This window comes from Streptomyces sp. SS1-1 (assembly GCF_008973465.1).
Lineage (GTDB): Bacteria > Actinomycetota > Actinomycetes > Streptomycetales > Streptomycetaceae > Streptomyces.
Genome location: NZ_WBXN01000004.1, coordinates 1,874,991 through 1,896,684, shown reverse-complemented (window position 1 = coordinate 1,896,684; position 21,694 = coordinate 1,874,991). Strand labels below are relative to the sequence as shown.

At 74.1% G+C, this 21,694-nt stretch carries 20 protein-coding genes and 1 riboswitch; of the genes, 10 read left to right on the top strand and 10 right to left on the bottom strand.

Annotated features, from left to right (window positions below; genetic code table 11):
• Position 1 precedes the first annotated feature (1 nt).
• Both thiS and thiO read right to left on the bottom strand, forming a co-directional pair.
• On the bottom strand, positions 2–202 hold the full coding sequence (gene thiS, locus F8R89_RS09825) for a sulfur carrier protein ThiS (RefSeq protein WP_151783612.1): 201 nt from the start codon (positions 200–202) through the stop codon (positions 2–4).
• Complete coding sequence (thiO, locus tag F8R89_RS09820) at positions 199–1,359, bottom strand: glycine oxidase ThiO (RefSeq protein WP_151783611.1); 1,161 nt, start codon at positions 1,357–1,359, stop codon at positions 199–201. The genes thiS and thiO overlap by 4 nt, the downstream gene beginning before the upstream one ends.
• Positions 1,357–1,468: riboswitch (TPP riboswitch) on the bottom strand. (Overlaps the previous gene by 3 nt.)
• A 52-nt stretch (positions 1,469–1,520) precedes the next feature.
• Here thiO and F8R89_RS09815 point away from each other — a divergent pair.
• The 7 genes from F8R89_RS09815 to F8R89_RS09785 all read left to right on the top strand — a co-directional run bounded on the left by F8R89_RS09815 (position 1,521) and on the right by F8R89_RS09785 (position 7,903).
• Positions 1,521–1,865 carry a hypothetical protein gene (locus F8R89_RS09815; RefSeq protein WP_151783610.1) on the top strand — a complete coding sequence of 115 codons (345 nt, stop codon included), beginning with the start codon at positions 1,521–1,523 and terminating at the stop codon, positions 1,863–1,865.
• A 124-nt stretch (positions 1,866–1,989) separates the two neighbouring features.
• The gene (locus F8R89_RS09810; RefSeq protein ID WP_151783609.1) at positions 1,990–3,183 is read left to right on the top strand and encodes a hypothetical protein; all 1,194 of its coding nucleotides are present in this window, start codon (positions 1,990–1,992) and stop codon (positions 3,181–3,183) included.
• 56 nt (positions 3,184–3,239) lie between these two features.
• A complete protein-coding gene (locus F8R89_RS09805) occupies positions 3,240–4,424 on the top strand; it encodes an NAD(P)/FAD-dependent oxidoreductase (protein ID WP_151788050.1) in 1,185 nt (394 codons plus the stop codon).
• A gap of 76 nt (positions 4,425–4,500) precedes the next feature.
• Positions 4,501–4,866 carry an Rv2175c family DNA-binding protein gene (locus F8R89_RS09800; protein WP_073936587.1) on the top strand — a complete coding sequence of 122 codons (366 nt, stop codon included), beginning with the start codon at positions 4,501–4,503 and terminating at the stop codon, positions 4,864–4,866.
• Between the two features lie 249 nt (positions 4,867–5,115).
• Positions 5,116–5,763 (top strand): thiamine phosphate synthase, encoded by a 648-nt coding sequence (gene thiE / locus F8R89_RS09795; RefSeq protein ID WP_151783608.1) that lies wholly within the window; start codon positions 5,116–5,118, stop codon positions 5,761–5,763.
• Between the two features lie 202 nt (positions 5,764–5,965).
• On the top strand, positions 5,966–6,889 hold the full coding sequence (gene metF, locus F8R89_RS09790; RefSeq protein ID WP_151783607.1) for a methylenetetrahydrofolate reductase [NAD(P)H]: 924 nt from the start codon (positions 5,966–5,968) through the stop codon (positions 6,887–6,889).
• Between the two features lie 57 nt (positions 6,890–6,946).
• Complete coding sequence (locus F8R89_RS09785; protein ID WP_151783606.1) at positions 6,947–7,903, top strand: hypothetical protein; 957 nt, start codon at positions 6,947–6,949, stop codon at positions 7,901–7,903.
• Between the two features lie 19 nt (positions 7,904–7,922).
• Here F8R89_RS09785 and F8R89_RS09780 read toward each other — a convergent pair whose 3' ends face one another.
• From F8R89_RS09780 to F8R89_RS09760, 5 genes are all read right to left on the bottom strand, one after another.
• Positions 7,923–9,425: a phytoene desaturase family protein gene (locus F8R89_RS09780; protein WP_151783605.1), complete on the bottom strand. Its 1,503-nt coding sequence runs from the start codon at positions 9,423–9,425 to the stop codon at positions 7,923–7,925.
• 55 nt (positions 9,426–9,480) lie between these two features.
• Entirely contained in the window at positions 9,481–10,098 is a 618-nt protein-coding gene (locus F8R89_RS09775; protein WP_151783604.1) for a DUF4126 domain-containing protein, read from the bottom strand.
• A gap of 413 nt (positions 10,099–10,511) precedes the next feature.
• Positions 10,512–11,141 carry a TetR/AcrR family transcriptional regulator gene (locus F8R89_RS09770; RefSeq protein ID WP_151783603.1) on the bottom strand — a complete coding sequence of 210 codons (630 nt, stop codon included), beginning with the start codon at positions 11,139–11,141 and terminating at the stop codon, positions 10,512–10,514.
• 23 nt (positions 11,142–11,164) lie between these two features.
• Entirely contained in the window at positions 11,165–13,249 is a 2,085-nt protein-coding gene (locus F8R89_RS09765; RefSeq protein ID WP_151783602.1) for a YhgE/Pip family protein, read from the bottom strand.
• Positions 13,221–14,015 carry an ATP-binding cassette domain-containing protein gene (locus tag F8R89_RS09760; protein ID WP_151783601.1) on the bottom strand — a complete coding sequence of 265 codons (795 nt, stop codon included), beginning with the start codon at positions 14,013–14,015 and terminating at the stop codon, positions 13,221–13,223. The genes F8R89_RS09765 and F8R89_RS09760 overlap by 29 nt, the downstream gene beginning before the upstream one ends.
• A gap of 171 nt (positions 14,016–14,186) precedes the next feature.
• Between F8R89_RS09760 and F8R89_RS09755 the strand changes: the two genes are divergently transcribed.
• From F8R89_RS09755 to F8R89_RS09745, 3 genes are all read left to right on the top strand, one after another.
• Positions 14,187–14,753, top strand: a complete 567-nt coding sequence (locus F8R89_RS09755; RefSeq protein ID WP_151783600.1) for an SAV_6107 family HEPN domain-containing protein — start codon at positions 14,187–14,189, stop codon at positions 14,751–14,753.
• Positions 14,754–15,012: 259 nt separating this feature from the next.
• Positions 15,013–15,837 carry a class I SAM-dependent methyltransferase gene (locus F8R89_RS09750; RefSeq protein ID WP_151783599.1) on the top strand — a complete coding sequence of 275 codons (825 nt, stop codon included), beginning with the start codon at positions 15,013–15,015 and terminating at the stop codon, positions 15,835–15,837.
• A 288-nt stretch (positions 15,838–16,125) separates the two neighbouring features.
• On the top strand, positions 16,126–16,518 hold the full coding sequence (locus tag F8R89_RS09745) for a DUF3040 domain-containing protein (protein ID WP_151783598.1): 393 nt from the start codon (positions 16,126–16,128) through the stop codon (positions 16,516–16,518).
• A gap of 197 nt (positions 16,519–16,715) precedes the next feature.
• Here the strand turns inward: F8R89_RS09745 and F8R89_RS09740 are convergent, their stop codons facing one another.
• Genes F8R89_RS09740 through F8R89_RS09730 form a run of 3 tightly spaced genes read right to left on the bottom strand, consistent with a single transcriptional unit; the run spans position 16,716 to position 21,504 of the window.
• On the bottom strand, positions 16,716–19,100 hold the full coding sequence (locus tag F8R89_RS09740) for a DUF3488 and DUF4129 domain-containing transglutaminase family protein (RefSeq protein ID WP_151783597.1): 2,385 nt from the start codon (positions 19,098–19,100) through the stop codon (positions 16,716–16,718).
• The gene (locus F8R89_RS09735; RefSeq protein ID WP_151783596.1) at positions 19,097–20,464 is read right to left on the bottom strand and encodes a DUF58 domain-containing protein; all 1,368 of its coding nucleotides are present in this window, start codon (positions 20,462–20,464) and stop codon (positions 19,097–19,099) included. The genes F8R89_RS09740 and F8R89_RS09735 overlap by 4 nt, the downstream gene beginning before the upstream one ends.
• Positions 20,461–21,504, bottom strand: a complete 1,044-nt coding sequence (locus F8R89_RS09730) for an AAA family ATPase (protein ID WP_151783595.1) — start codon at positions 21,502–21,504, stop codon at positions 20,461–20,463. Before F8R89_RS09730 ends, F8R89_RS09735 begins: the two co-directional genes overlap by 4 nt.
• Positions 21,505–21,694: the final 190 nt, after the last annotated feature.

Genomic DNA, 21,694 nt, shown 5'->3' with positions numbered 1-21,694 from the left:
GTCAGCCTCCTTGGACGGCGGTCAGGACCTCGACGCGGTCGCCCTCGCGCAGCGGCGTCGACGGCCACTGCGCGCGCGGGACGACGGTCTCGTTGAGGGCGGCGGCCACCCCGGAGGGGGCCGCCGTGAGCAGCCGGACGGCGGCGTCGAGCGCGGTGCCGGGGTCGACACGGCGCCGCTCCCCGTTGAGCGAGATGTTCATGCCGGCTGCTCCTGGGGGACGGCGGCGAACCGCAGCGGAGTGAAGTCGCGGGCCGCGTCCGGCAGTTCACCGGTGGCCAGGACATGCGCGAGGACGTCGCCGGTGACCGGCGCCAGCAGCACGCCGTTGCGGTGGTGACCGGTGGCCAGCAGCAGCCCGTCGAGGGCGGTCGGGCCGAGCAGCGGCGCGTTGTCGGGGGAGGCCGGGCGCAGGCCCGCCCGGGTCTCGGTCAGCGGCAGCTCGGTGATGCCGGGCACCAGCTCGTGGGCGTCGCGCAGCAGCTCGTACACGCCGCCCGCGGTCACCGTCGTGTCCCAGCCCAGCTCCTCGCTCGTCGCCCCGACGACCAGCTCCCCGCTCTCGCGCGGCACCAGGTACACCTGGCTGCCCCGGACCATCGCGCGCACGGTACGGCTCAGGAACGGCGCGAGGCCCCTCGGCACGGTCAGCCGCAGCACCTGCCCCTTCACGGGCCGCACGGGCGGCCGTACGTCGTCCGGGACGCCCGCGAGCCGGCCGCTCAGGCTGCCCGCCGCGAGGACCACCCGGTCCGCGCGCAGCGCCGTGCCGTCCGTGGTGGTGACCCCCGCCGCCCGGTCCGCCGTGAGGTCCAGGCGCTCGGCCCAGGCCCGGTGGAAGGTCACACCGGCGCGCTCGCACGCCTCCAGCAGCGCCCCGGCCAGCCGCCGGGGGTCGATCTGGTGGTCGCCGTCCACCCGCAGCCCGCCGCGCACACCGGGCGCGAGCATCGGCTCCAGACGCCGGCATTCCCGGCCGGTCAGCCACGCGGAGTCCAGCCCCGAACGGGTCTGCAGGGCGTGCAGCTCCCGCAGGTGGGCGCGGTCGTCCGCGTCCAGGGCGACGGCGAGCGTGCCGCAGCGGCGATAGCCGAGGGCGTGCCCGGTGAGGTCGGTCAGCTCGGCCGCGAAGTCCGGGTAGCGGCGGGCCGATTCGAGGGTGAGCCCCAGCAGCGTCTGCTCGCCGTAGTGGAGTTCGGTGACGGCGGCCAGCATCCCGGCCGCCACCTGGGCGGCCCCGCCGCCCGGCTCCGGGTCCACCACGGACGTGGCGAACCCGCGTTGCGCGGCCCGCCACGCCGTGACCAGGCCGATGATCCCGCCCCCGACGACGAGGACGTCTGACGTACGTGAGGACATGGGCGTCCAGCCCCTCCCTTCGCCGGCATGACCCGGATCAGGTTCGTACGGTCGGAGGCCGCCAGCCTCCCTCTCAGCCCGGTGCGTCCGGGCTCCCGCGAGTGCTCTACGGTGGCCACCCTAGCCCGCAGCCCCAGGTATCGGTAAGGGAGCCTCCCCGCATGGCCCGCTCGCTCGACGGTCTCGTCCTCGCCCCCGTCGCCGACCAGGCGCCGGGGCAGGTGGGGACGCGCACCCGGTTCACCTACCACGAGCGGGACGGCGTGGTCTGGGCCGAGTACACCGGCGGCGACGTCGTGCGCGGGCACCTTGTCGGCACCCGGGACGGCGACCGGCTGGACTTCCGGTACGTGCAGCTCAAGCGGGACGGCACGACCTCCTCGGGCCACTGCGTGTCCACGGTGGGCGAACTCCCCGACGGGCGCGTGCGCCTGACGGAGACCTGGGAGTGGGAGTCGCAGGCGGGCAGCGGCACCAGTGTCGTCGAGCAGGTGCCCGCGTCCTGACGGCGGTACGGCGGAGAAGGCGCCGGGCGTACAACCGTCGGAGATCCGCGAGGGTCCAACCGGAGAAGGGCCGTTCCCCCGGAAGGCGCCGTCCGCCTCCCGCGTCCCAGCAGAGGATGTCTCCATGCCGACACTCCCGTACCACCGCCGCGCCTCCCGTGCCGTCGCCGGCGCCCTCGGCGCCGCCGGCCTGATCGTGCTGGCCGCGGCTCCCGCCGCCTTCGGCGAGGAAGCCGAACCCGACCTGGTCCTCGGAGGCGTCGAGCCGGTCCATGGGCTGCGGCCGGGGGACACGTTCGACCTGCCGGTCACCGTGGCGAACAAGGGCACCGTGACCGCCGAGAAGGCGTGGGTCTCCTACTCCGTCACCCGGGGGCTCGATTTCGTGGACGTCCCCTCCAACTGCCGTGTGCAGCACGTCAGGTCCTACGACGAGATGCCCGAGTACTGGACCGCGACGTGCGCGTACGACCAGCCGGTGGAGCCGGGCGCCGTCCTCACGCCCGAGAAGCCTCTCCGGGTCAAGGCACTGGACCGCGCCTACAACGACAGGCTGCGGCTGCGGATCGGGTACGGGTCCGCCCCGTCGGACGACGAGAACGGGGAGCCGTCGGAGCAGGGGACCGCGCCGGCCGTGGGACTGGTCGAGGGGCCGGCCGGGGGCGCGGGTTCCGCGCAGTACGTCCGCGTGCCGGTCACCACCGTCAACACGGCCGACCAGCAGGTGACGGGTACCGCGTTGAGCGGGAAGGTCGGCGACACGGTGACGATGAAGGTGGCGTTCGCCAACGCCGGGCCCGCCTGGCTCCTGGAGGAGGACGGGGTGTCGGGCGTCCAGATCCTGATCAGGCTTCCCGCCGGAACCTCGGTCGTCAAGCGCGACTACTACTGCCACGACAAGGGCGGGACGTATCACTGCCCCTCGCACTTCGGTCTGAACATGGAGGAGGACGCCCACCTGGCCTACACGTTCAAGCTGAGGATCGACAAGCGGATCGCCGGCGCCAAGGGCTCGATCGCGCTGAGCCCCGAACACCGCTCGTTCGACCCCGACAGGTCCAACGACAAGGCCGACATCACGCTGGACGTGACGGGCGGAGGGACGACCGGCTCGACGGGTGGCTCGACAGGCGGCTCGGCGGGTGGCACGGCCGGCGGGTCGACGTCGACCGGTGGCGCCGGAACCACGGGGGGCGGCGAACTGGCGGACACCGGCTCCTCGACGCTGCCCCTCACGGGCGTGGCCGCCGCGGTGGTGGTCGCGGGTGCGGGCACGCTCGCCGTCGCGCGCCGCGGGCGGGGCCGGAACCCGAGCTGACGACGAGTGTCTATGGTGATCGGGTGAGCGAGCCAACCACCCAGTCACCGCGGTCCGTGGTCGTCGCCGGCGCCGGCATGGCCGGTGTGCAGACGGCGGTCGCCCTGCGGGAGAAGGGCTTCGCCGGGACGATCACCCTGATCGGCGCCGAGGCCCACCAGCCCTACGACCGCCCGCCCCTGTCCAAGGCCGTGCTGCTCGGCACGGCCGAGGGCTCCGCGTTCGACGTCGACTTCGAGGCGCTCGGCGTCGAACTCCGCCTCGGCTGCGAGGTGCTGGGCGTCCGCACCGCCGACCGCGTCCTGGACACCGAGACCGGGCCCGTCCCGTACGACGTGCTGGTCCTCGCCACCGGTGCCGAACCCCTGCGGCTGCCCGGCACCGAGGGCGTCCCCGGCGTGCACCTGCTGCGCACCCTGGACGACGCCGAACGGCTGCGCCCGGTGCTCGCCCGGCAGCACGACGTCGTGGTCGTCGGCGCCGGCTGGATCGGCGCCGAGTTCACCACCGCCGCCCGCGAGGCCGGCTGCGCGGTCACCGTCGTGGAGGCCGCCGAACGGCCGCTCGCGGGCGCCCTGCCCGCCGAGGTCGCCGCGCCGATGGCCGCCTGGTACGCGGACAGCGGTGCCGTCCTGCGCACCGGCACGCGCGTGGAGCGCGTCGAGGCCGGAGCGGTCGTCCTGGACGACGGCACGCGCGTGCCCGCCGGCGCCGTCGTCGTCGGCATCGGGGCCCGGCCCGCCACCGCCTGGCTCACCGGCTCGGACATCGCGCTCGGCGCGCACGGCGAGGTGCTGGCCGACGACCGGCTGCGCACCTCGGCGCCGGACGTGTACGCGGTCGGCGACTGCGCCTCCTTCCCCTCCGGGCGCTACGGCGAGCGGCTGCTGGTCCACCACTGGGACAACGCCCTCCAGGGGCCGCGCACGGTCGCCGCCGGCATCCTCGGCGAGACCACCGCGCGCTACGACCCCGTGCCCTACTTCTGGTCCGAGCAGTTCGGCCGGTTCGTGCAGTACGCCGGACACCACCCGGGCGCCGACACCCTGCTGTGGCGCGGCGACCCGGCGGGCCCCGCCTGGTCGGTGTGCTGGCTGCGGGAAGGGCGGCTGGCCGCCCTCCTGGCGGTGGGCCGGCCCCGGGACCTCGCCCAGGGACGGCGGCTGATCGAGGCGGGCACACCGATGGACGCCTCGCTGCTGGCCGACCCCGCGCGGCCCCTGAAGGCGGCGACGGCGTGACGCTCCGGGGCGCGGCGGCGCCCGGCCGGACCGGCCTGACTTCCGACTGTCGGTGCCAGATGGCAGGCTTGTTCCCGTGACCGAGATTGACGCAAAGATCGATGCTCTCGTCCCCGCCTGGCTCACCCTTCCCGACATCGCCGAGATGCTCGGCGTCGAGGTGACCCGTGTCCGGCAGCTGGTCAAGGAGGGCCAGCTCATCGCCGTACGCCGGGGTGAGAACCGCGCGCTGCACGTCCCCGCCGCCTTCATCGACGGGGACAAGGTCGTCAAGGGCCTGACCGGGACCCTGACGCTCCTGCGGGACGACGGCTTCACCGACGAAGAGATGCTGGAGTGGCTCTTCACTCCCGACCCCTCCCTGCCCGGCACGCCCGCGCAGGCCCTCAGCGAGAACCGCGGCACGGAGGTGAAGCGCCGCGCCCAGGCGCTCGCCGTCTGACCCGACCGCACCCGGCCCGTCCGGCCGGACCCGCGCCGCGGACGACACGCGGCCCGGAACACCGGCCGGCGGGCGTACGCCCGGGGCGCGGCATCCGCATCGCGCGCCCCGCGGCGCACCCGTGCCCTCCACAGGACCCCCGCGGTGCACCCGTGCCCTGCGCAGGACCCCGGCGGAGGGCCCCGGGTACCGTGCCAGGCGTCCGGCACCCGTCCGGACCCCGGCACCACCGACCCCAGGGGGCCCCGCATGTCCGACACCGCCCGCGCGCGACTCGCCGACGCCCGGCTCTATCTGTGCACCGACGCCCGCAGGCGCCAGGGCGACCTCGCGGAGTTCCTGGACGCCGTGCTCGCCGGTGGCGTCGACATCGTGCAGCTGCGCGACAAGGGCATGGAGGCCGCCGAGGAGCTGGAGCATCTGCGGGTCCTCGCCGAGGCGTGCGCCCGGCACGGCAAACTCCTCGCCGTCAACGACCGGGCCGACGTGGCCCATGCCGCCGGCGCCGGCGTCCTGCACCTCGGGCAGGGCGACCTGCCCGTCCCCGCGGCCCGGGCGATCCTCGGCCCCGACGTCCTGATCGGCCGCTCCACGCACAGCGAGGAGGAGGCCGACGCGGCCGCCGTCCAGGAGGGCGTCGACTACTTCTGCACCGGCCCCTGCTGGCCCACCCCGACCAAGCCCGGCCGGCCCGCCCCCGGTCTCGGCCTGGTCCGCCACACCGCCGCCCTCGGCACCGAGCGCCCCTGGTTCGCCATCGGCGGCATCGACCTCGGCAATCTCGACCAGGTGCTGGAGGCCGGGGCCCGCCGGGTCGTCGTCGTCCGGGCCCTCACGGAGGCGGACGACCCCGGTGCCGCCGCCGCCGAGTTCGCGAAGCGGCTGCGGCAGGACTGAACCGGCGTCTGCACCGGCGCCTGAACCGGCGTCTCATTTTCGGCGCCGGGTTGTCTCGGATGGTGGGCGGGTGGGGATCTTGGAGGGGGTTCGGGGTGCTTTTCGGCCGCGATCTGTCCAAGGGGTGGACACGGGCCCGACAAATCGGGCAAATGTCCGGCGTCCGGTTGGGGGACCGGGTACCCCTGGTTAACCTGCGGGTATGGCCCTCGGCACCGCATCCATCAGGTCGGACCACGCTCGTACCGTGCGCGAGATGCTCGCGACCGGCAAGACGACGTATTCCTTCGAGTTCTACGCCCCCAAGACCCCCAAGGGCGAGCGGAACCTGTGGAACGCGCTGCGCAGGGTCGAGGCCGTCCGGCCCGACTTCGTCTCCGTGACGTACGGCGCCGGGGGCTCCACGCGCGCCGGCACCGTCAAGGCGACCGAGGCCATCGCCTCCGACACCACGCTCACGCCGATCGCCCACCTCACCGCCGTCGACCACTCGGTGGCCGACCTGCGGAACATCATCGGGCAGTACGCCGACGCCGGGATCCGCAACATGCTGGCCCTGCGCGGCGACCCGCCCGGCGACCCGCTGGGCGACTGGGTGGCGCACCCCCGCGGCCTCACCTACGCCGCCGAACTCGTCGAACTGATCAAGGCGTCCGGGGACTTCTGCGTCGGCGTCGCCGCCTTCCCGGCGATGCACCCGCGCTCCGCCGACCCGGAGACCGACGTCCGGCACTTCGTGGACAAGTGCCGGGCCGGCGCGGACTACGCGATCACGCAGATGTTCTTCGACCCGGAGGACTACCTGCGGCTGCGCGACCGGGTCGCCGCCGCCGGCTGCGACACCCCGATCATCCCGGAGATCATGCCCATCGGATCCGTCCGGACGCTCGAACGGATCCCCTCGCTCACCAACGCGTCGTTCCCGGACGCCCTGAGAGAGCGGATCCTCACAGCGAAGGACGATCCCGCGGCGGTACGCTCCATCGGTATCGAGTTCGCCACCGAGTTCTGCGCACGGCTTCTGGCCGAGGGAGTGCCCGGACTGCACTTCATCACGCTCAACAACTCCACGGCGACACTGGAAATCCACGAGAACCTGGGCCTGCACCACCCACCGCAGGCCTAGACCGGTCGTCCTGATATACGTCACACTGCGTAGGCGGCCACTGGGAGAGGGGCGTACATGGGCTTGACGGTCCTCTACATCGCGTTCGGCGTCGTCGCGCTGTGGCTGCTCGGCGAGGTGCTGCTGCAGTACAAGGCGCGGCTGCGCTGGCGGCTGGTCGCCTTCGTCGGCTTCCTCGCCGTCGTCCTCGGCGTGCTCACGCGATCCGTGGTCATCATCGGCGTGGGCGCCGCCACCTTCGCCATCGGGCAGACCTACGTCACGCTGTCGTTCCGCCGCGGCTTCTCCGCCGGCTGGGCGGTCTCCGCGCCGGCCCTCGGCCCCCTGGGCTCCAAGCGCCGCCACGACGAGCACGACGACCGGCAGGAACCGACCCTGGAGGTCTCCGACCTGGAGGCCGGCGACGGCTACGCGGACGACGGCCCCGACTACGGCCGCGACCACGCCGGTTACGGCACCGACGACTACGACCGCGACGACGTGTTCACGCCCGCGCGCGGCGGCCGGGAAGCGGCCGCCGAGTCGACCGCCGTCTACGAGCCGCAGCCCCTTCCCGAGGACACCGGCTCCTACGGCGTGTACAGCGACGCCGCCTACGCCGCAGCCCAGCAGCAGGGCTACGCCGACGCCGGCCAGTCCCAGGAGCAGTACGCCACCGCCGACCAGAGCTACGGGTACGACGGCTACACCGGGTACGACCAGCAGCAGTACGGCTACGACGCGAACGGCCAGCAGCAGTACGCCGCCTACTCCGACCCGTACATCGGCACGCAGACCTACGGCGGCGCCTCCTACGACGCCTACGGGCAGCAGCAGTACGGCCAGCAGAACTACGGGCAGGACCCGTACGCCACCGGCACCTACCCCGAGGGCACCCCGCCCGGCGGAGTCTGGGTCCCGCAGCAGCGCACCGACGAGTACGGCGCCGAGCTCCCGCCCGAGCAGCAGCAGTACCCCTACCAGGGCAACGGGCAGCAGCAGGGCCCCGGTTACGACGAGCAGTACCGTTTCTGACGGGTCCGCCCGCCGGGGCTCATCGCGAGCCCTGGAACCCCGGACCCTCCACGATCAGCCCGGCCACCAGCGCGCCGGACATGCCCGCGTGCGGCAGCCCGCCGCCGGGGTGCGACCAGCCGCCGACCGTGAACAGCCCTGTCAGATCTGTGCTGTTGGCCGCGTGCAGCATCCGTCCGTCCGCCGTGGCCAGCGCCGGGGCCGGGACGGCGCCGCCCTCCGCGCCCGTCGCCTCCTCGACGTCGGCCGGGGTCAGGACCTCGCGCCACAGCAGACGCTCCCGCAGATCGGGGACCGCCCGCCCGGCGACCGTCACCAGATCGTCCGCGCGCCGGGCCGTCTCCTCGGCGGAGGCGCCGCCGGCCGGTACCGTCGCCACGAGCGTGACCGCCTCATGACCGGCGTCCGGCACCAGGGCCGGGTCGCCGGGCCGCAGCACCGTGACCGTGGGGCGCGGCGCCATGCCCGCGGCGGGCCCGAACAGGGCCTCCAGCTCCGCCTCCCGGTCCTCGGCGTGCACCACCGTGCGATGCGCCGTGCCGTCCGGGCGGCCGCCCCGCAGGGCCAGCAGCACCGTCAGCCGGCTCGGGGCCCCGCGCCTCGGCGGGACCTCGCCCTCGCCGCGCACCGCCGTGCCCCGCGCGAGCCGGTCCAGCACACCGGGCGCGACGCCGCTCACCACGACGTCGGCCTCCACCGCCGTCCCGTCGGCCAGCTCCAGCCCCGACACCCGGCCGTCCCGCTCCAGGATCGCCGCGACCTCCGCGCCGAAGTGGAACGCGACCCGGCGGGCCACGCACCGCTCGTGGACGGCTCGCGCCAACTCCCGCATGCCACCGCGCACATACCAGGTCCCGAAGGCGTGCTCCATGTACGGCAGCACCGCCGCGTTCGCCGGGACCTCGCGGGGATCGAGGCCGTACGCGAGCGCGTGGCTCTCCAGGAGGGCGGTCAGCCGGGGGTCGCGCAGCTCCCAGGCGCCGACCTCGGCGAGGGTGCCCGCGCGGCGGGTGCGCAGCAGCCGCTTGTGGGGCACCGACGGGTAGGGCTCACGCCCGGCCAGGACCTGCCAGTTGGGCCACAGGGGCTCCTCCAGCAGCGGTCTGCGCGTGCGGTCCCAGGTCTCGCGGGCCCGGACCAGGAAGTCGCCCCAGCGGCGCCCGGCCCCGGCGCCCAGAGCCTCGTCCAGGGCCGAGACGACGCCCGCGCGTGAGGCGTTCGGCAGCGCGGCGGCGGAGCCGTCCGCGAAGAGGTGCCGCGCGGAGGGGTCGACCTGGACGAGGTCGACGCACTCCTCCAGGGGCTCCTTGCCGGTCTTGACGAACAGGTCGCGGTACACGGCGGGCAGCGGGAGCAGGCCGGGGCCCGTGTCGAAGGCGAAGCCGTCGCGCTCGAAGCGGCGCACCGCTCCGCCGTACGTCTCCGTCCGCTCGTACACCGTCACCCGGTGGCCCGCGACGGCCAGCCGGGCCGCCGCCGCCAGGGCGCCCATCCCGGCGCCGATCACCGCAATCCGTGCCATGGAGGGGACCTTATCGGCCGCCGCCGACAACCGGACCGCCGGGCTCCGTCGCAGCTCAGCCGGGGCGCTGGGTCACGGCGGGGCGGGCGAGCCGCTTCTCGGCGCGCCGCTCGGCCCGGCGCCGCAGGAAGCGGCGGATGCGCGAGACCAGGAAGTACAGCAGCAGCACCCCGGCCAGCAGCAGCGCGCCCGCGATCACGGCGGCGGCGACGGGGTGGAAGATCGCGAAGGTGATGAGCGCGGCCACCCCGAGGTCCTCGGCGAGGCTCACCACGATGTTGCTGAACGGTTCCGGGGAACTGTTGACCGCCATCCGCGTCCCGGCCTTGACCAGATGGCTGACCAGGGCCGTGGAACCGCCGAGCGCGCCCGCCGCCAGCTCCGGCACCGATCCGCTCTGGCCGGCGAGCAGCGCGGCGACGACCGCGCCGGACACCGGGCGGATCACGGTGTGCGCCGTGTCCCAGGCCGAGTCCACGTACGGGATCTTGTCGGCGATCGCCTCGCACAGGAAGAGCACACCGGCCGCGATCAGCACGTCCGGCCGCTGAAGGGCCTCGGGGACGTCGTCGCTCAGTCCGGTCGCGCCGAATATGCCGAGGAGCAGCACCACCGCGTACGCGTTGACGCCGCTGGCCCAGCCGCTTGTGAACACCAGGGGGAGTACGGACACGCAGGGGATCGTAGCCAGTAGGCGACGGCAGGTCATGGGGCCGGACGCACAGCTCTGAGTACCCGTACCTAGGCGGCGAGATGAGTACGCGCGCGGATGGGCCGCGACCTGCCCGGACGGGAGAGTGGAGGCACGGAGAAGGGGACCGGCTCCGGCACCGGCGACACGGGGCGCCGGAACGGAGCTGCCCCGGATCCGCTCCTTCCGCCGGCCCGGCGTCGGCGGGAGCGAGACCGGGGGACCCGGGGGACGGACCGAACGGGGGTCCAGGGGGGAACGGGGGGGGGTACGGGGGCGCACGAGGAGGCGCCGGTCCGGTGACGGCCCGCGGGGGACGCGGCCGTCACGGGACCGGCGCTTTCGTGTGTGCGCTGTCGTGTGCGCTCTCTCCACGCGTGCCGGGGGCGGGCCCCTCAGCCGCGCCCGCTCACCCGGCCCTGCAGCAGCCGGGACAGCGCCGCGTGGACATCCTCCAGGGAGCGCTCCGGCTGGAAGGACTTCCAGTCCAGCGCGGCCACCAGCACCATGCCGACCAGGGCGGCGGCGGTCAGCGGGACGTCGATCTCGTCGCTGAACTCACCGCCCTCCACGCCCTCGCGCAGCACGCCCTCGACGACCGCCACGGCCTGCTGCCGGACCACCATCAGCGTGGACTGCCACGCGCGGTTGGTCCGCCACAGCTCGGCGACGTAGAGCTGGGTGAACGACGGGTAGCGGTCGATGAAGACCAGGCCCGCGCGGATCATCGCGTCCAGCGCGTCCACCTTGGTCCCGCCCTCGCGGGCGGTCGTCTCGGCCGCGTCCCGCAGGGAGGCTGTGAGAAGCCCGACCCCGTGCCGCAGCAACTCCTCGAAGAGGACCGACTTGCTGGCGAAGTTGTAGTAGACGGTGCCCTTCGCCACCCCGGCGCGCTCGGCGATCTCGTCCACCGTGGTGGCGGAGAAGCCCTGCTCGGCGATGAGCGTGACGGCCGCCTCGTAGAGCTTCTGCCGGGTGGCCTCACGGCGCGTGCTGCCGCCCGACGCGGCGCTGCTGCTTTCCATGGCCCCGATTGTCCCGCGCCCGCTCACAGGCTCAGCTCCGGGTGCAGCCGGTCGAGCGTCCACACCTGCCGGCGGCGGGCCGCCAGCGCGGTCAGCGCCAGGGCGCCGGCCGTGAACGCGGCCAGGACCAGGCATCCGGTCCACACCGGCTGCAGCCCGCCGCCCGTGATGAGCCGGCGCAGCGCCTCGACGACGTACGTCATCGGCAGGAACGGGTGCAGGGCGTTGAAGAAGCCCGGGCTGGTCTGCACCGGGTAGGTGCCGCCCGCGGACGTCAGCTGGAGCATCAGCAGCGCCAGGACGAGGATCCGGCCCGCCGCGCCGAAGCGGGCGTTCAGCCACTGCACGATCGCCGCGAAGCACGCCGTCACCAGGAACAGGAAGCCCACCGTCCCGGCCGCCCGCGCCATCTGGAGCCCGATCGCCCAGTGCAGCACCGACATCAGCGCCACCGTCTGCAGCACTCCGAGGGCGACCACCGGCAGCCAGCCCGCCAGCGCGATCCGCCACGCCGAGGCGCCGGCGGCGAGCGCGCGCCGGTTCATCGGCGCGATTAGCATGTACGCCACCATCGCGCCCACCCACAGGGACAGCGGGATGAAGTACGGGGCGAAGCCGGTGCCGTAGTTGGGGGCCTTGTGCAGGTCCCGGGAGACGAGCTGGACCGGGTCGGCCATCACCTCGGTGCGCTGGTCGCGGTCCTTCTTGTCGTAGTCGGGGATCTTCCCGGCGCCCTCGTGCAGCCCGTTCGACAGCTTGCCGGAGCCGTCGACCAGCTTGTACATGCCGCCGCTCAGGTCGTACGCGCCCGACTTCAGCCGGCCCACGCCGGTGTCCAGGTCCACGGCGCCGGACTTCGCCGTGCCGAGCCCGGTGTGCAGCTTCTTGGCGCCGGCGGCGACCTTCGCGGCCCCGTCGTTCAGCTTGTTGATGCGGCTGACGGCGTCGTCGAGGTCCTCCGAGAGGTGGGGCGCGCGCTCGGCGAGGGCGTCGGCCTGCTTCTGGAGCGTGGCGAGGTTCTTGTCGAGCTTCTTCAGGTCGCCGTGCTGGTCGGCGATCAGGGTGTTCAGATCGTCCGCGATGGTCGCCACGTCCGTCGCGGACTGCCTGGCCTTCTTCAGATCGGCGCAGACCGGGTCCGGCAGGACGGGGTCCTCGCAGCGCGCCCGGTAGACGGTGTCGAGCACACCGGAGGCGGCGTGGGCGCCCTTGGCGGCGGCGGGGGCGCGCTCGACCAGGTCGTCGAGGTTGTTGCGGAGGGCGCCCGAGGTGTCGGAGACCAGCCGGGCGGTGTCGCCGATGGTCTTCTCGTTGTCCGCGAGGAACGGGCCGACTTTCTTGTCGACGGCGTTGACCTTGTCCGCCAGCGTCTGCGTGCCGGCGGCGACCCGCCGCGAGCCGTTCTCCAGGTCCCGCGCGCCCTTGTCGAGCTTCTTCAGGCCCGACGACAGCTTGCCGCTGCCGTCCTTGGCGTCCTTGAGGCCCTTGGCGAGGTCCTTGGAGCCCTTCTCGGCCTCGCCGATGCCGCCTTCCAGCTTGTCGGCGCCGTTCGCGGCCTTCACGGTCTCGCCGTGGATGTCGGAGAACGACACGAAGATCCGGTCCAGGAACGACCGGGACGCCTTGGTGGACGCGGCGTCGCGCACCTCGCTGAACACCGTCCGCGAGATCTGCCCGACGATGTAGTTGTTGGCGTCGTTCGTCCGCACCTGGAGGGCGCCCGTCTCCGGGCTCTTCCCGGCGCTGGAGGCGATCCGCTCGCTGAAGTCGGACGGCATGGTCAGCGACAGGTAGTACGTGCCGTCCTCGACGCCCTTCTCGGCCTCGGCGGCACTCACCTCGCGCCAGTCGAAGACGTCGCTCTCGTGCAGCCCTTCGGTGATGTCGTCGCCGGCCGTGAGCTTCTTCCCGCTCACGGACGCCCCCTTGTCCTCGTTCACCAGGGCGACGGGGATGCGGTCGAGACGGCCGTACGGGTCCCAGAAGGACCACAGGTACAGCGCGCCGTACAGCAGGGGCAGCACCAGCAGGGCGACCAGCGCGGCACGGGGGAGCTTTCCCCGGCCGAACCGCCGCAGCTCAAGCGCGGCCAGCCTCGGCGAGCGCATCGGCGGCCTCCTTCCCGTCGTCCTCGTCGTCCTCGTCGGTCCCGGTCTCGGTGCCGGCGGCCTCGTCCGCGGGCACGGTGGACACCCGCACGGTGCCGTCGGGGGCCTCGCTGCACACCGCGAGGACCGTGGTCCCGGCCTCGGCGATCGACTTCAGCAGCGCCCACACCTCGGCCCGTTCGGCGTCCGAGAGCTTCATGTCGGTGTCGTCGACGCCCAGCACGCGCGGGCGTGCGATGAGCGCGAGGGCCAGGGACAGCCGCAGCGCCTCGGAGCGCTCCAGGTCGCGTACGGCGGTGCGCGGGCCCTTGGGCAGGGACTCCAGGTCCAGGCCCGCCGCCGTCAGGGCGTCCTCGATCCGCTTCCGTCGCGCCGCGCGCCCCTCCTGGCGCGGGCGCAGCAGCGCGCGCAGCGAGTCGCCGAACCGTGACTGGAGCAGCGCGCGCTCGCGCAGGTGCTCGCCGACGGTCAGGGCCGGGTCGAGGTCGGTCACCCCGGGCACATGGGCGAGGGCGCTGACGCGCCGCACCGCCGCCATCCGGCGGGGCAGTTCCGTCCCGTCCACCGACGCGGTGCCCTCGGTGGGTTTCATACGGCCCGTCAGGGCCAGCAGAAGACAGGTACGGCCGCTGCCGGACGGCCCCTCGATCGTGATCAGCGAACCGGGCCCGGCCTCGAAGGAGACCGCGCGGAACGCCCATCCGCGCGGTCCCCGAAGCCCGAGATTCCGGGCCGTGACGCCGTCGGCTGTCACGGTTCCCCCCATCCCCGCCCCCTCATCCCTTTTGAACTGACTGGTCAGTGCAAAAGGTAGCCCGAACTTGCGAGCGAGGCAAAACCCCAGGTCGGAACGGATTGTCAGTGCCGTACCCCACGATGGGCACATACGGCAACCCGTATCGGGGCATGCCGTCACACAGACGACAGGAGGTTCGTCATGGCCAGCTCGCACGCAGCCGCCGCCCGCCGGCGCCGCGCCATCGGCCCTGCCCCCTCGCTGACCGGCCCCGCCGGCGACGTCCACCCCGTGCTCCGCAAGGCCACGGCCCCGCCCGCCGCCCTCGACCTGCTCGCCCAGGCCCGCGCCGGGCTGGACGAGGCCACCGTCCTCGAGACCCCCAACGAGCGCTACGCCACGGCCCACCTGGCCGCCCTGCGCGTCGCCGCCGCCGTGCTCGCCGCGCGCGGCCGCCCGGAGCCCACGCCCAGGCGCCGGGCCAGGATCCGGAGCGCCTGGGAAGTGCTCCCCGAGATAGCGCCCGAACTCACCGAGTGGAGCGCGCTGTTCGCCTCGGGCGCCGAGCGCCGCGCCCGCGCCGAGGCCGGCATCAGGGGCGCCGCCGGCCACCGGGACGCCGACGACCTCATCCGCGACGTGGCGGTGTTCCTGCGCCTCGTCGAGCGGATGCTGGTGCTCCAGCCGGTCCTGCCCCAGCCCCGCCAGGACACCGACGCCGACCCGGCCGGCCCCCCACGCTCCACGGAGATGCCGGACGCGGGGTGAGACCCCCGGACCCGCGCCGGCGCGGACCGCCCGGGACATGCGGCGGCCCTGGTCGGCGGGGGAGTGCGGTGGGGGACGCGGCGGGGAGTCCGGTGGGCGGGACGCCCGGGGTGCCCGGCACCGCGATGGCCGTCCGGCACCCCGGAGGCAATAGGGTGGGAGAAGCCTGCAGCCTTCCCGCGCCCGTCATCCGGCCCGGTGAGGCAGACCGTTCGCTCCGCCGTGCAGACGGCGGTCCCGCGCCGAGGAGTCAATCGCCGTGTCGGACCCGATGCGCCCGCCCGTCTCCGCCCAGCACCCCCAGGGGACACCGCGCTCCGGCCCCTCCCGGCCCCGCGCCGGCCTGCGCACCGCCGTGGTCTGGGAGGTCCTCCAGGAGGCCCTGGACCGCCGGGTCAAGGCCACCGGCCGCCCCGCGCTGGACGTCCTGGACACCGGGGGCGGCAGCGGCAACTTCGCCGTGCCCCTGGCCCGCCTGGGCCACCGCGTCACCGTCGTCGACCCCAGCCCCAACGCGCTCTTCGCCCTGGAGCGGCGGGCCGCCGAGGCCGACGTCGCCGACCGGGTGCAGGGCGTCCAGGGCGACGCCCATGGCCTGTTCGACGTCGCCGAGCGCGGCGCGTACGACGTCGTGCTGTGCCACGGAGTGCTGGAGTACGTCGACGACCCCGCCGAGGGCCTGCGCAACGCGGTGGCCGCGCTGCGCGCCGAGGGCGTGCTCAGCCTGCTCGCCGCGGGGCTCGGCGGAGCGGTGCTCTCCCGGGCCCTCGCCGGCCACTTCACGGAGGCCAAGCGGGCCCTGGAGGACCCCGACGGCCGCTGGGGCCAGGGCGACCCGGTGCCCCGGCGCTTCACCGCCGGGCAGCTCACCGGACTCGTCGAGGGCGCGGGCCTGCGGGTCGGCGCCGTGCACGGGGTGCGGGTCTTCGCCGACCTCGTGCCGGGCGTCCTGGTGGACACCGAGCCCGGTGCGCTGGAGGCGCTGCTGAAGCTGGAGGAGGCGGCGGCCGAGCTGCCCGCGTTCCACTCGGTGGCCACCCAGCTCCATGTGCTCGGCGAGACGCCGGAGACGGCCGGGGCCTGAGCGGCCACCGCGTTCACCCCGCCGGGCATGCCTTGATCAGGGACTTGGCCGCACATGGAGTACGCCACAGGCCCCCCGTCCGGGCGCCCGGCGCCGTATGATCGAGGGAGACCGTTCCGGCATGACGGGTCGGCCGCTGGGGAAAGTAGATCTCAGCGAGCCGGGGCGCCATGCCGGGGCCCGGTTGGCCAATTGGCGTAGAGGGGCGGGTTTCACGGGGGCGATTCCCTGCCTATCCTGAAGGGACCCCCCGGGTCGCCCCGGCGACTGCACGATGAGGAGGACTCCGTGCCGCTCTCGGAGCACGAGCAGCGCATGCTCGAGCAGATGGAGCGAGCGCTGTACGCCGAAGATCCGAAGTTCGCGACAGCGCTTGAGGGAAGCGGGCTGCGCACGTACACCCGGCGACGGGTCTACCAGGCGGTCGCGGGCTTCCTCGTAGGTATCGCGCTCCTCATGGCTGGAATGGTCGCCAAGCAGGTGTGGCTCAGTGTCGTGGGCTTCCTGGTGATGCTTGGCTGTGCGGTCCTCGCCGTGACCGGCTGGCGCAAGGCCCCCAAGCCGGGCGAGCAGCCCGCGGGCGGCCCGCACCCAGGCCGGTCGGCCCGGCAGAGGCGCTCCGTGATGGACAGGATCGAGCAGCGCTGGCAGCGCCGCCGAGACGAGCAGGGCGGCCACTAGCCGCGGCTCTCATGACGATGTCAGGGGGTGACCACCGGACGGTGGTCACCCCCTGACGCATGCCTCGAACCCTGACGTGTGCCCTCGAAGCCCCCGGCTCCTTCGGCGCGCGGGCCGCCCCGCACGCCTGATGCCGGGGGCGCCGGGCCGCCCGCTCCCGCGGTCACCCGGCGCCGTGCCCCCGGCTCAGCCCGCCGTCACCCCCGCTGACCAGGCGTGGACGGCCGGCGCCAGGTCGGCCGGGCCGCCGCGGCACGCTGCCGCACCGCCGCCCAGCGATCCGACAGGGCCCACACCACCCGCACGGTCGAACGCGGTGCGAGCAGCGCCCGTACCCGGGTCGTCCAGCTCACCTTCGACATGAGATCGGCACGCACCCCGCGGACGTCCTGCGCCAGTCCGGCCACCGGGCGCGGACTCGGTGCGTAGAGGACCTGCTCCACCGCGTCCGCGATGCGGTGGACGGCCTCCGCCGCCGGAGGATCGAGCCGGCCGAGCCGGACGATCCGGGCCGCCGTCGTGCGCGGTGTCCGGCTGTCGTCCGGCGCGATCCCGAAGTCCCACGCTGTGTCGGTGAGTTCCTGCCAGACCGCCAGGGTGTGCAGGGCCGTCTCCTCGTCCGAGCGGCCGTGCCCGCCGAGCCGGACCGCCCGGGTCCGCAGCCGCCACAGCGCCGGCGACAGCGGGATCAGCAGGGCCAGCAGCCCGCCGAGCGCCCAGGCCAGCGCCAGGTACCAGCGCGGTCCGTCGTCGTCCGACCCCAGGGCCAGCGCCGGGGACTCGCTCGCGCACAGCTCCGGGCGCCGGCCCGCGCACGAGTCGCTCTCCGACGCGGACGCCGCAGGCGCCTCGCTCGCCGACTGCGAGGGCCGCGCCTCGTCCGGCTGCGCGCTGCTGGACGTGTCGGGCAGGGTGTACGACGGCACCGAACCACGGGTCGGGGTCGGCTCGAAGCGGGTCCAGCCCACGCCCTCGAAGTACAGCTCGGGCCAGGCGTGCGCGTCCCTGAGCCCGACCGACACCGTGCCGTCGCCCTGCGGGGTGCCGGGCGCGAAGCCCACCGCGACCCGGGCCGGGATGTCCAGCGAGCGGGCCATCGCCGCCATCGCGAAGGAGAAGTGGACGCAGAAGCCCTCCTTGTCCTTCAGGAAGCGGGCGATCGCCCCCGGGCCGTTGCCCACCTTGACGTCGGTGTCGTACTGGAACCCGCCGGTCAGCGAGAAGTAGTCCTGCAGCTTGACCGCCTGGTCGTACCGGCTGGTCGCGCCCTCGGTGACCTCGCGCGCGGTGCGGGCGACCACGTCCGGCAGCGAGTCGGGCAGCTGCGTGAACTCGCGCCGCAGCGCGGTCGGCGCCTCGGGCGCGTCCTCCAGCTGCTTGGCCGTCGGGCGCACGTCCAGGGAGCGCACGGTGTAGGTGACGCCGCGCGTGGTCTGCCGGCGGTCACCGACGACCGTCATGCCGAGCGGCTCGTACCGCCAGTCGCCGGGGATCTGCACCCCGCTCGGCGGGTACGGCATCGGCAGCCAGTTCTGCGCGTACCAGTCGGCGGCCCGGACGGTCGTCGCGACCTCGGTGCGCTTGATGTCGGGACCCAGCCCGAAGGGCGTCGGGAACGGGTCGGGCACCGCCTCGATGGTCCGCTTGGACGGCTGCCACGTGGTGCCGTCGAAGTCGTCGAGGGACACGATCCGCAGGTACATGTTGGAGATGTCGGTGGTGTCGGTCCGCAGGGACAGGACCTGGCGGTCCTCCTCCACGTTCAGGCTGTCGCGCAGCGACACCAGCGGGTTCACGGCGGAGATCGTCCCGCCGGTCCCGCTGCCGGGGCCGATCCCCGTGCCCGCCGGGCCGAGCAGGCCGCCGTTCATGGCGGGCAGGGCCAGCGGCACGACCAGGGCGATGCCCAGCGCGACCACCCCGATCCGCCGTCCGGTGCGCACCGGCGCCACCGCCGCGCCCGGCGCCGCGCCGGGGTGGCGCGGGGCCCCGCTGAAGACGCGGCCCCACTGCGAGAGCCGGTCGCGTCCCTCGGCCAGCAGCAGCATCAGATAGCCGACGGCGGCGACCACGAACCACAGCCCGTCCGCCGCCCCGTCGGACAGCCCGGCCGCCACCGAGTACAGCGCGAGCAGCGGCAGCCCGGCCGGCGCGGCGCTGCGGAACGTCACCGCGACGGCGTCCACCGCGAGCCCGATGACCAGGACACCGCCGACCAGCATCAGCCGGATGCCCGGCGTGAGCGGGGCGGGGGCCGAGTAGTGGCCGACGTCCTCGCCGCCCGACTGCAGCAGATCCCCGAAGTGCCGGAACGCCTCCGGCCCGGGGACGATCCCGAGCACGGCCTGGCTGCTCGCGAACGCCAGCGTCAGCAGCGCCAGCGCGACGACGGCCTGGGTCGCCACGGTCAGCGGCCGGGCCAGCGGCACCCGCCGGGTCAGCATGCCGACGCCGGTCTGGATCGCCAGCAGCAGCGCCGCCTGCACCAGCCAGCTCACCGACGTGACCAGCGGCAGCAGGGCGCAGGACGCCATCAGGGTGGCCGCCGCGGCGCACAACGCCATCCGTGTCCGCCCGCTCATCGCCATGCCTCCCCGCCACCGGCCGCGGTGAGCCCGCCGCGCTCCCGGTCCGCCTGCCGCCACATCTGTTCCAGCGAGACGCCGCGCGGCACGGCCAGGACCGTCCAGCCGGCGTCGCGCAGCAGATGCAGCCGCTCCTCCTGCCGGGAGGTCAGGGGCCCGGGGACGTCCGTCGCCTCCCGCATCCACGTCCCGCTGTCCAGCACGAAGGCGATCGCGCCGCCGCTGCGCTGCCGCATCCGGGCGGCCACCGCCGCCTGCTCCTCGTCGAGGTCGCCGAGAAAGGCGACCAGCAGTCCCTCGTTGCCGCCGCGCAGCACGTCGTACGCGCGCGACAGGCCGCTGCCGTCGGAGTGGTCGATCACCGCGAGGGTGTCCATCATCAGCCCGGCGGCGTCCGCCGACTCCTGGCTGGCACCGGCGAACCCGTCCGCGCCCTCGCCGGGCACCGACGAGCCGGTGTCGGTCAGCAGCCGCACGGAGAAGCCCCGCTCCAGCATGTGCACCAGCACGGACGCCGCGCCCGAGACGGCCCACTCGAACGCCGAGTCGGGGCCCGCGCCCTGGTAGGCGTCGCCCCGGGTGTCCAGCAGCACGGTGCAGCGGGAACGCTGCGGCTGCTCCTCGCGGCGCACCATGAGTTCGCCGTAGCGGGCGGTGGAGCGCCAGTGCACCCGGCGCAGGTCGTCGCCGTAGCGGTAGCCGCGCGGGATCACGTCGTCCTCGCCGGCCAGCGCCAGGGAGCGCTGCCGTCCGTCGCCGTAGCCCTTCGCCTCGCCGCCGAAGCGGACCGGCGGCAGCGCCTCCACGCGCGGGACGACGGTGAGGTCGTCGTGCGCCGAGAAGGAGCGGGTCAGCTCGCACATGCCGAACGGGTCGCTCAGCCGCAGCTGCAGCGGGCCCAGCGGATAGCGGCCGCGCAGGTCCGAGCGCACCCGGTAGGACACCTCGCGCCGCCCGCCCGCCTCCACCCGGTCCAGCACGAAGCGGGGCCGGGGCCCGAGGACGTACGGCACCCGGTCCTGGAGCATCAGCAGTCCGGTGGGCAGCCGGGAGACGTTCTCGATGCCCAGGTGCACCCGGGCCTCGCTGCCCGCCGGCACGCGCGCGGGGGACAGGCGCCGGCTGGCCGCGACCCGGTAGCGGGTGCGGTACAGCACGGCCGCGCAGACGAGCGGCAGCACGGCGAGCAGCAGCCCGACGCGCAGCAGATCGCTCTGGCCGAGCACATAGGCGCAGACGGCGGCCGCGACGCCCGCGGCGAGGAACGACCGCCCGCGCGTCGTCAGACCGGCCAGTGCCGTGCGGACCCCGCTGCGGTCACCGCGGTCCGCGTCGGCCGGGCCGGCCTCGTCGGAGGTCATCCCAGCCTCCGCGGCGGCTGCTGGCCGTACGCGGCGGCGCCGCGGCCGAGACCGCCGAAGCCGCTCTGCTGGTGGGGCGCGGCGGGCACCGGCGTGCGCTGCAGGATCTCCTGCACGACCTGCTCGGAGGTGCGCCGGTTGAGCTGGGCCTGCGCGGTGGGCAGCAGACGGTGGGCCAGGACGGCCGTGGCGAGGGCCTGGACATCGTCCGGCAGCGCGTAGTCCCGGCCCTGGAGCGCCGCGGACGCCTTCGCCGCGCGCAGCAGGTGCAGCGTCGCGCGCGGGGAGGCGCCGAGCCTGAGGTCCGGGTGGATGCGCGTGGCCGCGACCAGCTCCACCGCGTACCGGCGCACCGGCTCGGCCACGTGGACACCGCGCACGGCGTCGATGAGCTTGACGATGTCGTGCGCGTGGGCCACCGGCTGCAGGTCCTCCAGCGGGGACACCCCGCCGTGGACGTCCAGCATCTGCAGCTCGGCCTCCACGCTGGGGTAGCCGACGGACACCCGGGCCATGAAGCGGTCGCGCTGGGCCTCGGGCAGCGGGTAGGTGCCCTCCATCTCGACCGGGTTCTGCGTGGCCACCACCATGAAGGGGCTGGGCAGCTCGTAGGTCTGCCCGTCGATGGTGACCTGGCGCTCCTCCATGGACTCCAGGAGCGCGGACTGGGTCTTCGGCGAGGCGCGGTTGATCTCGTCGCCGATCACGATCTGCGCGAAGATCGCGCCCGGCTTGAACTCGAAGTCCTTGCGCTGCTGGTCCCAGATGGACACGCCCGTGATGTCGGACGGCAGCAGGTCGGGCGTGAACTGGATCCGCCGCACCGAGCAGTCGATGGATCGCGCCAGCGCCTTGGCCAGCATGGTCTTGCCCACACCGGGGACATCCTCGATCAGAAGATGCCCCTCGGCGAGCAGTACGGTCAGCGAAAGCCGTACGACCTCGGGCTTGCCCTCGATCACACCCTCCACCGAACTGCGGACACGCTCCGCTGTGGCGGTCAGATCTGTGAGGCTCGCTCGATCGTCATAGGTCGTCACCCGGCCCTCCTCGGCCCGTTCTTCCCGGGCCGACACACGGCGGACCGGCCCTCCCCTGGAACACGGACACCACGCGTGAAACGTTCCGCGTGCTGCCACACTCGCATTCTTGCTGCCGTTACCGATTCGTGTCACTCGACTGTGGACAACTGCCTGCGATATGTCGGTCTTAGGGGTCTTTGTACGCGCT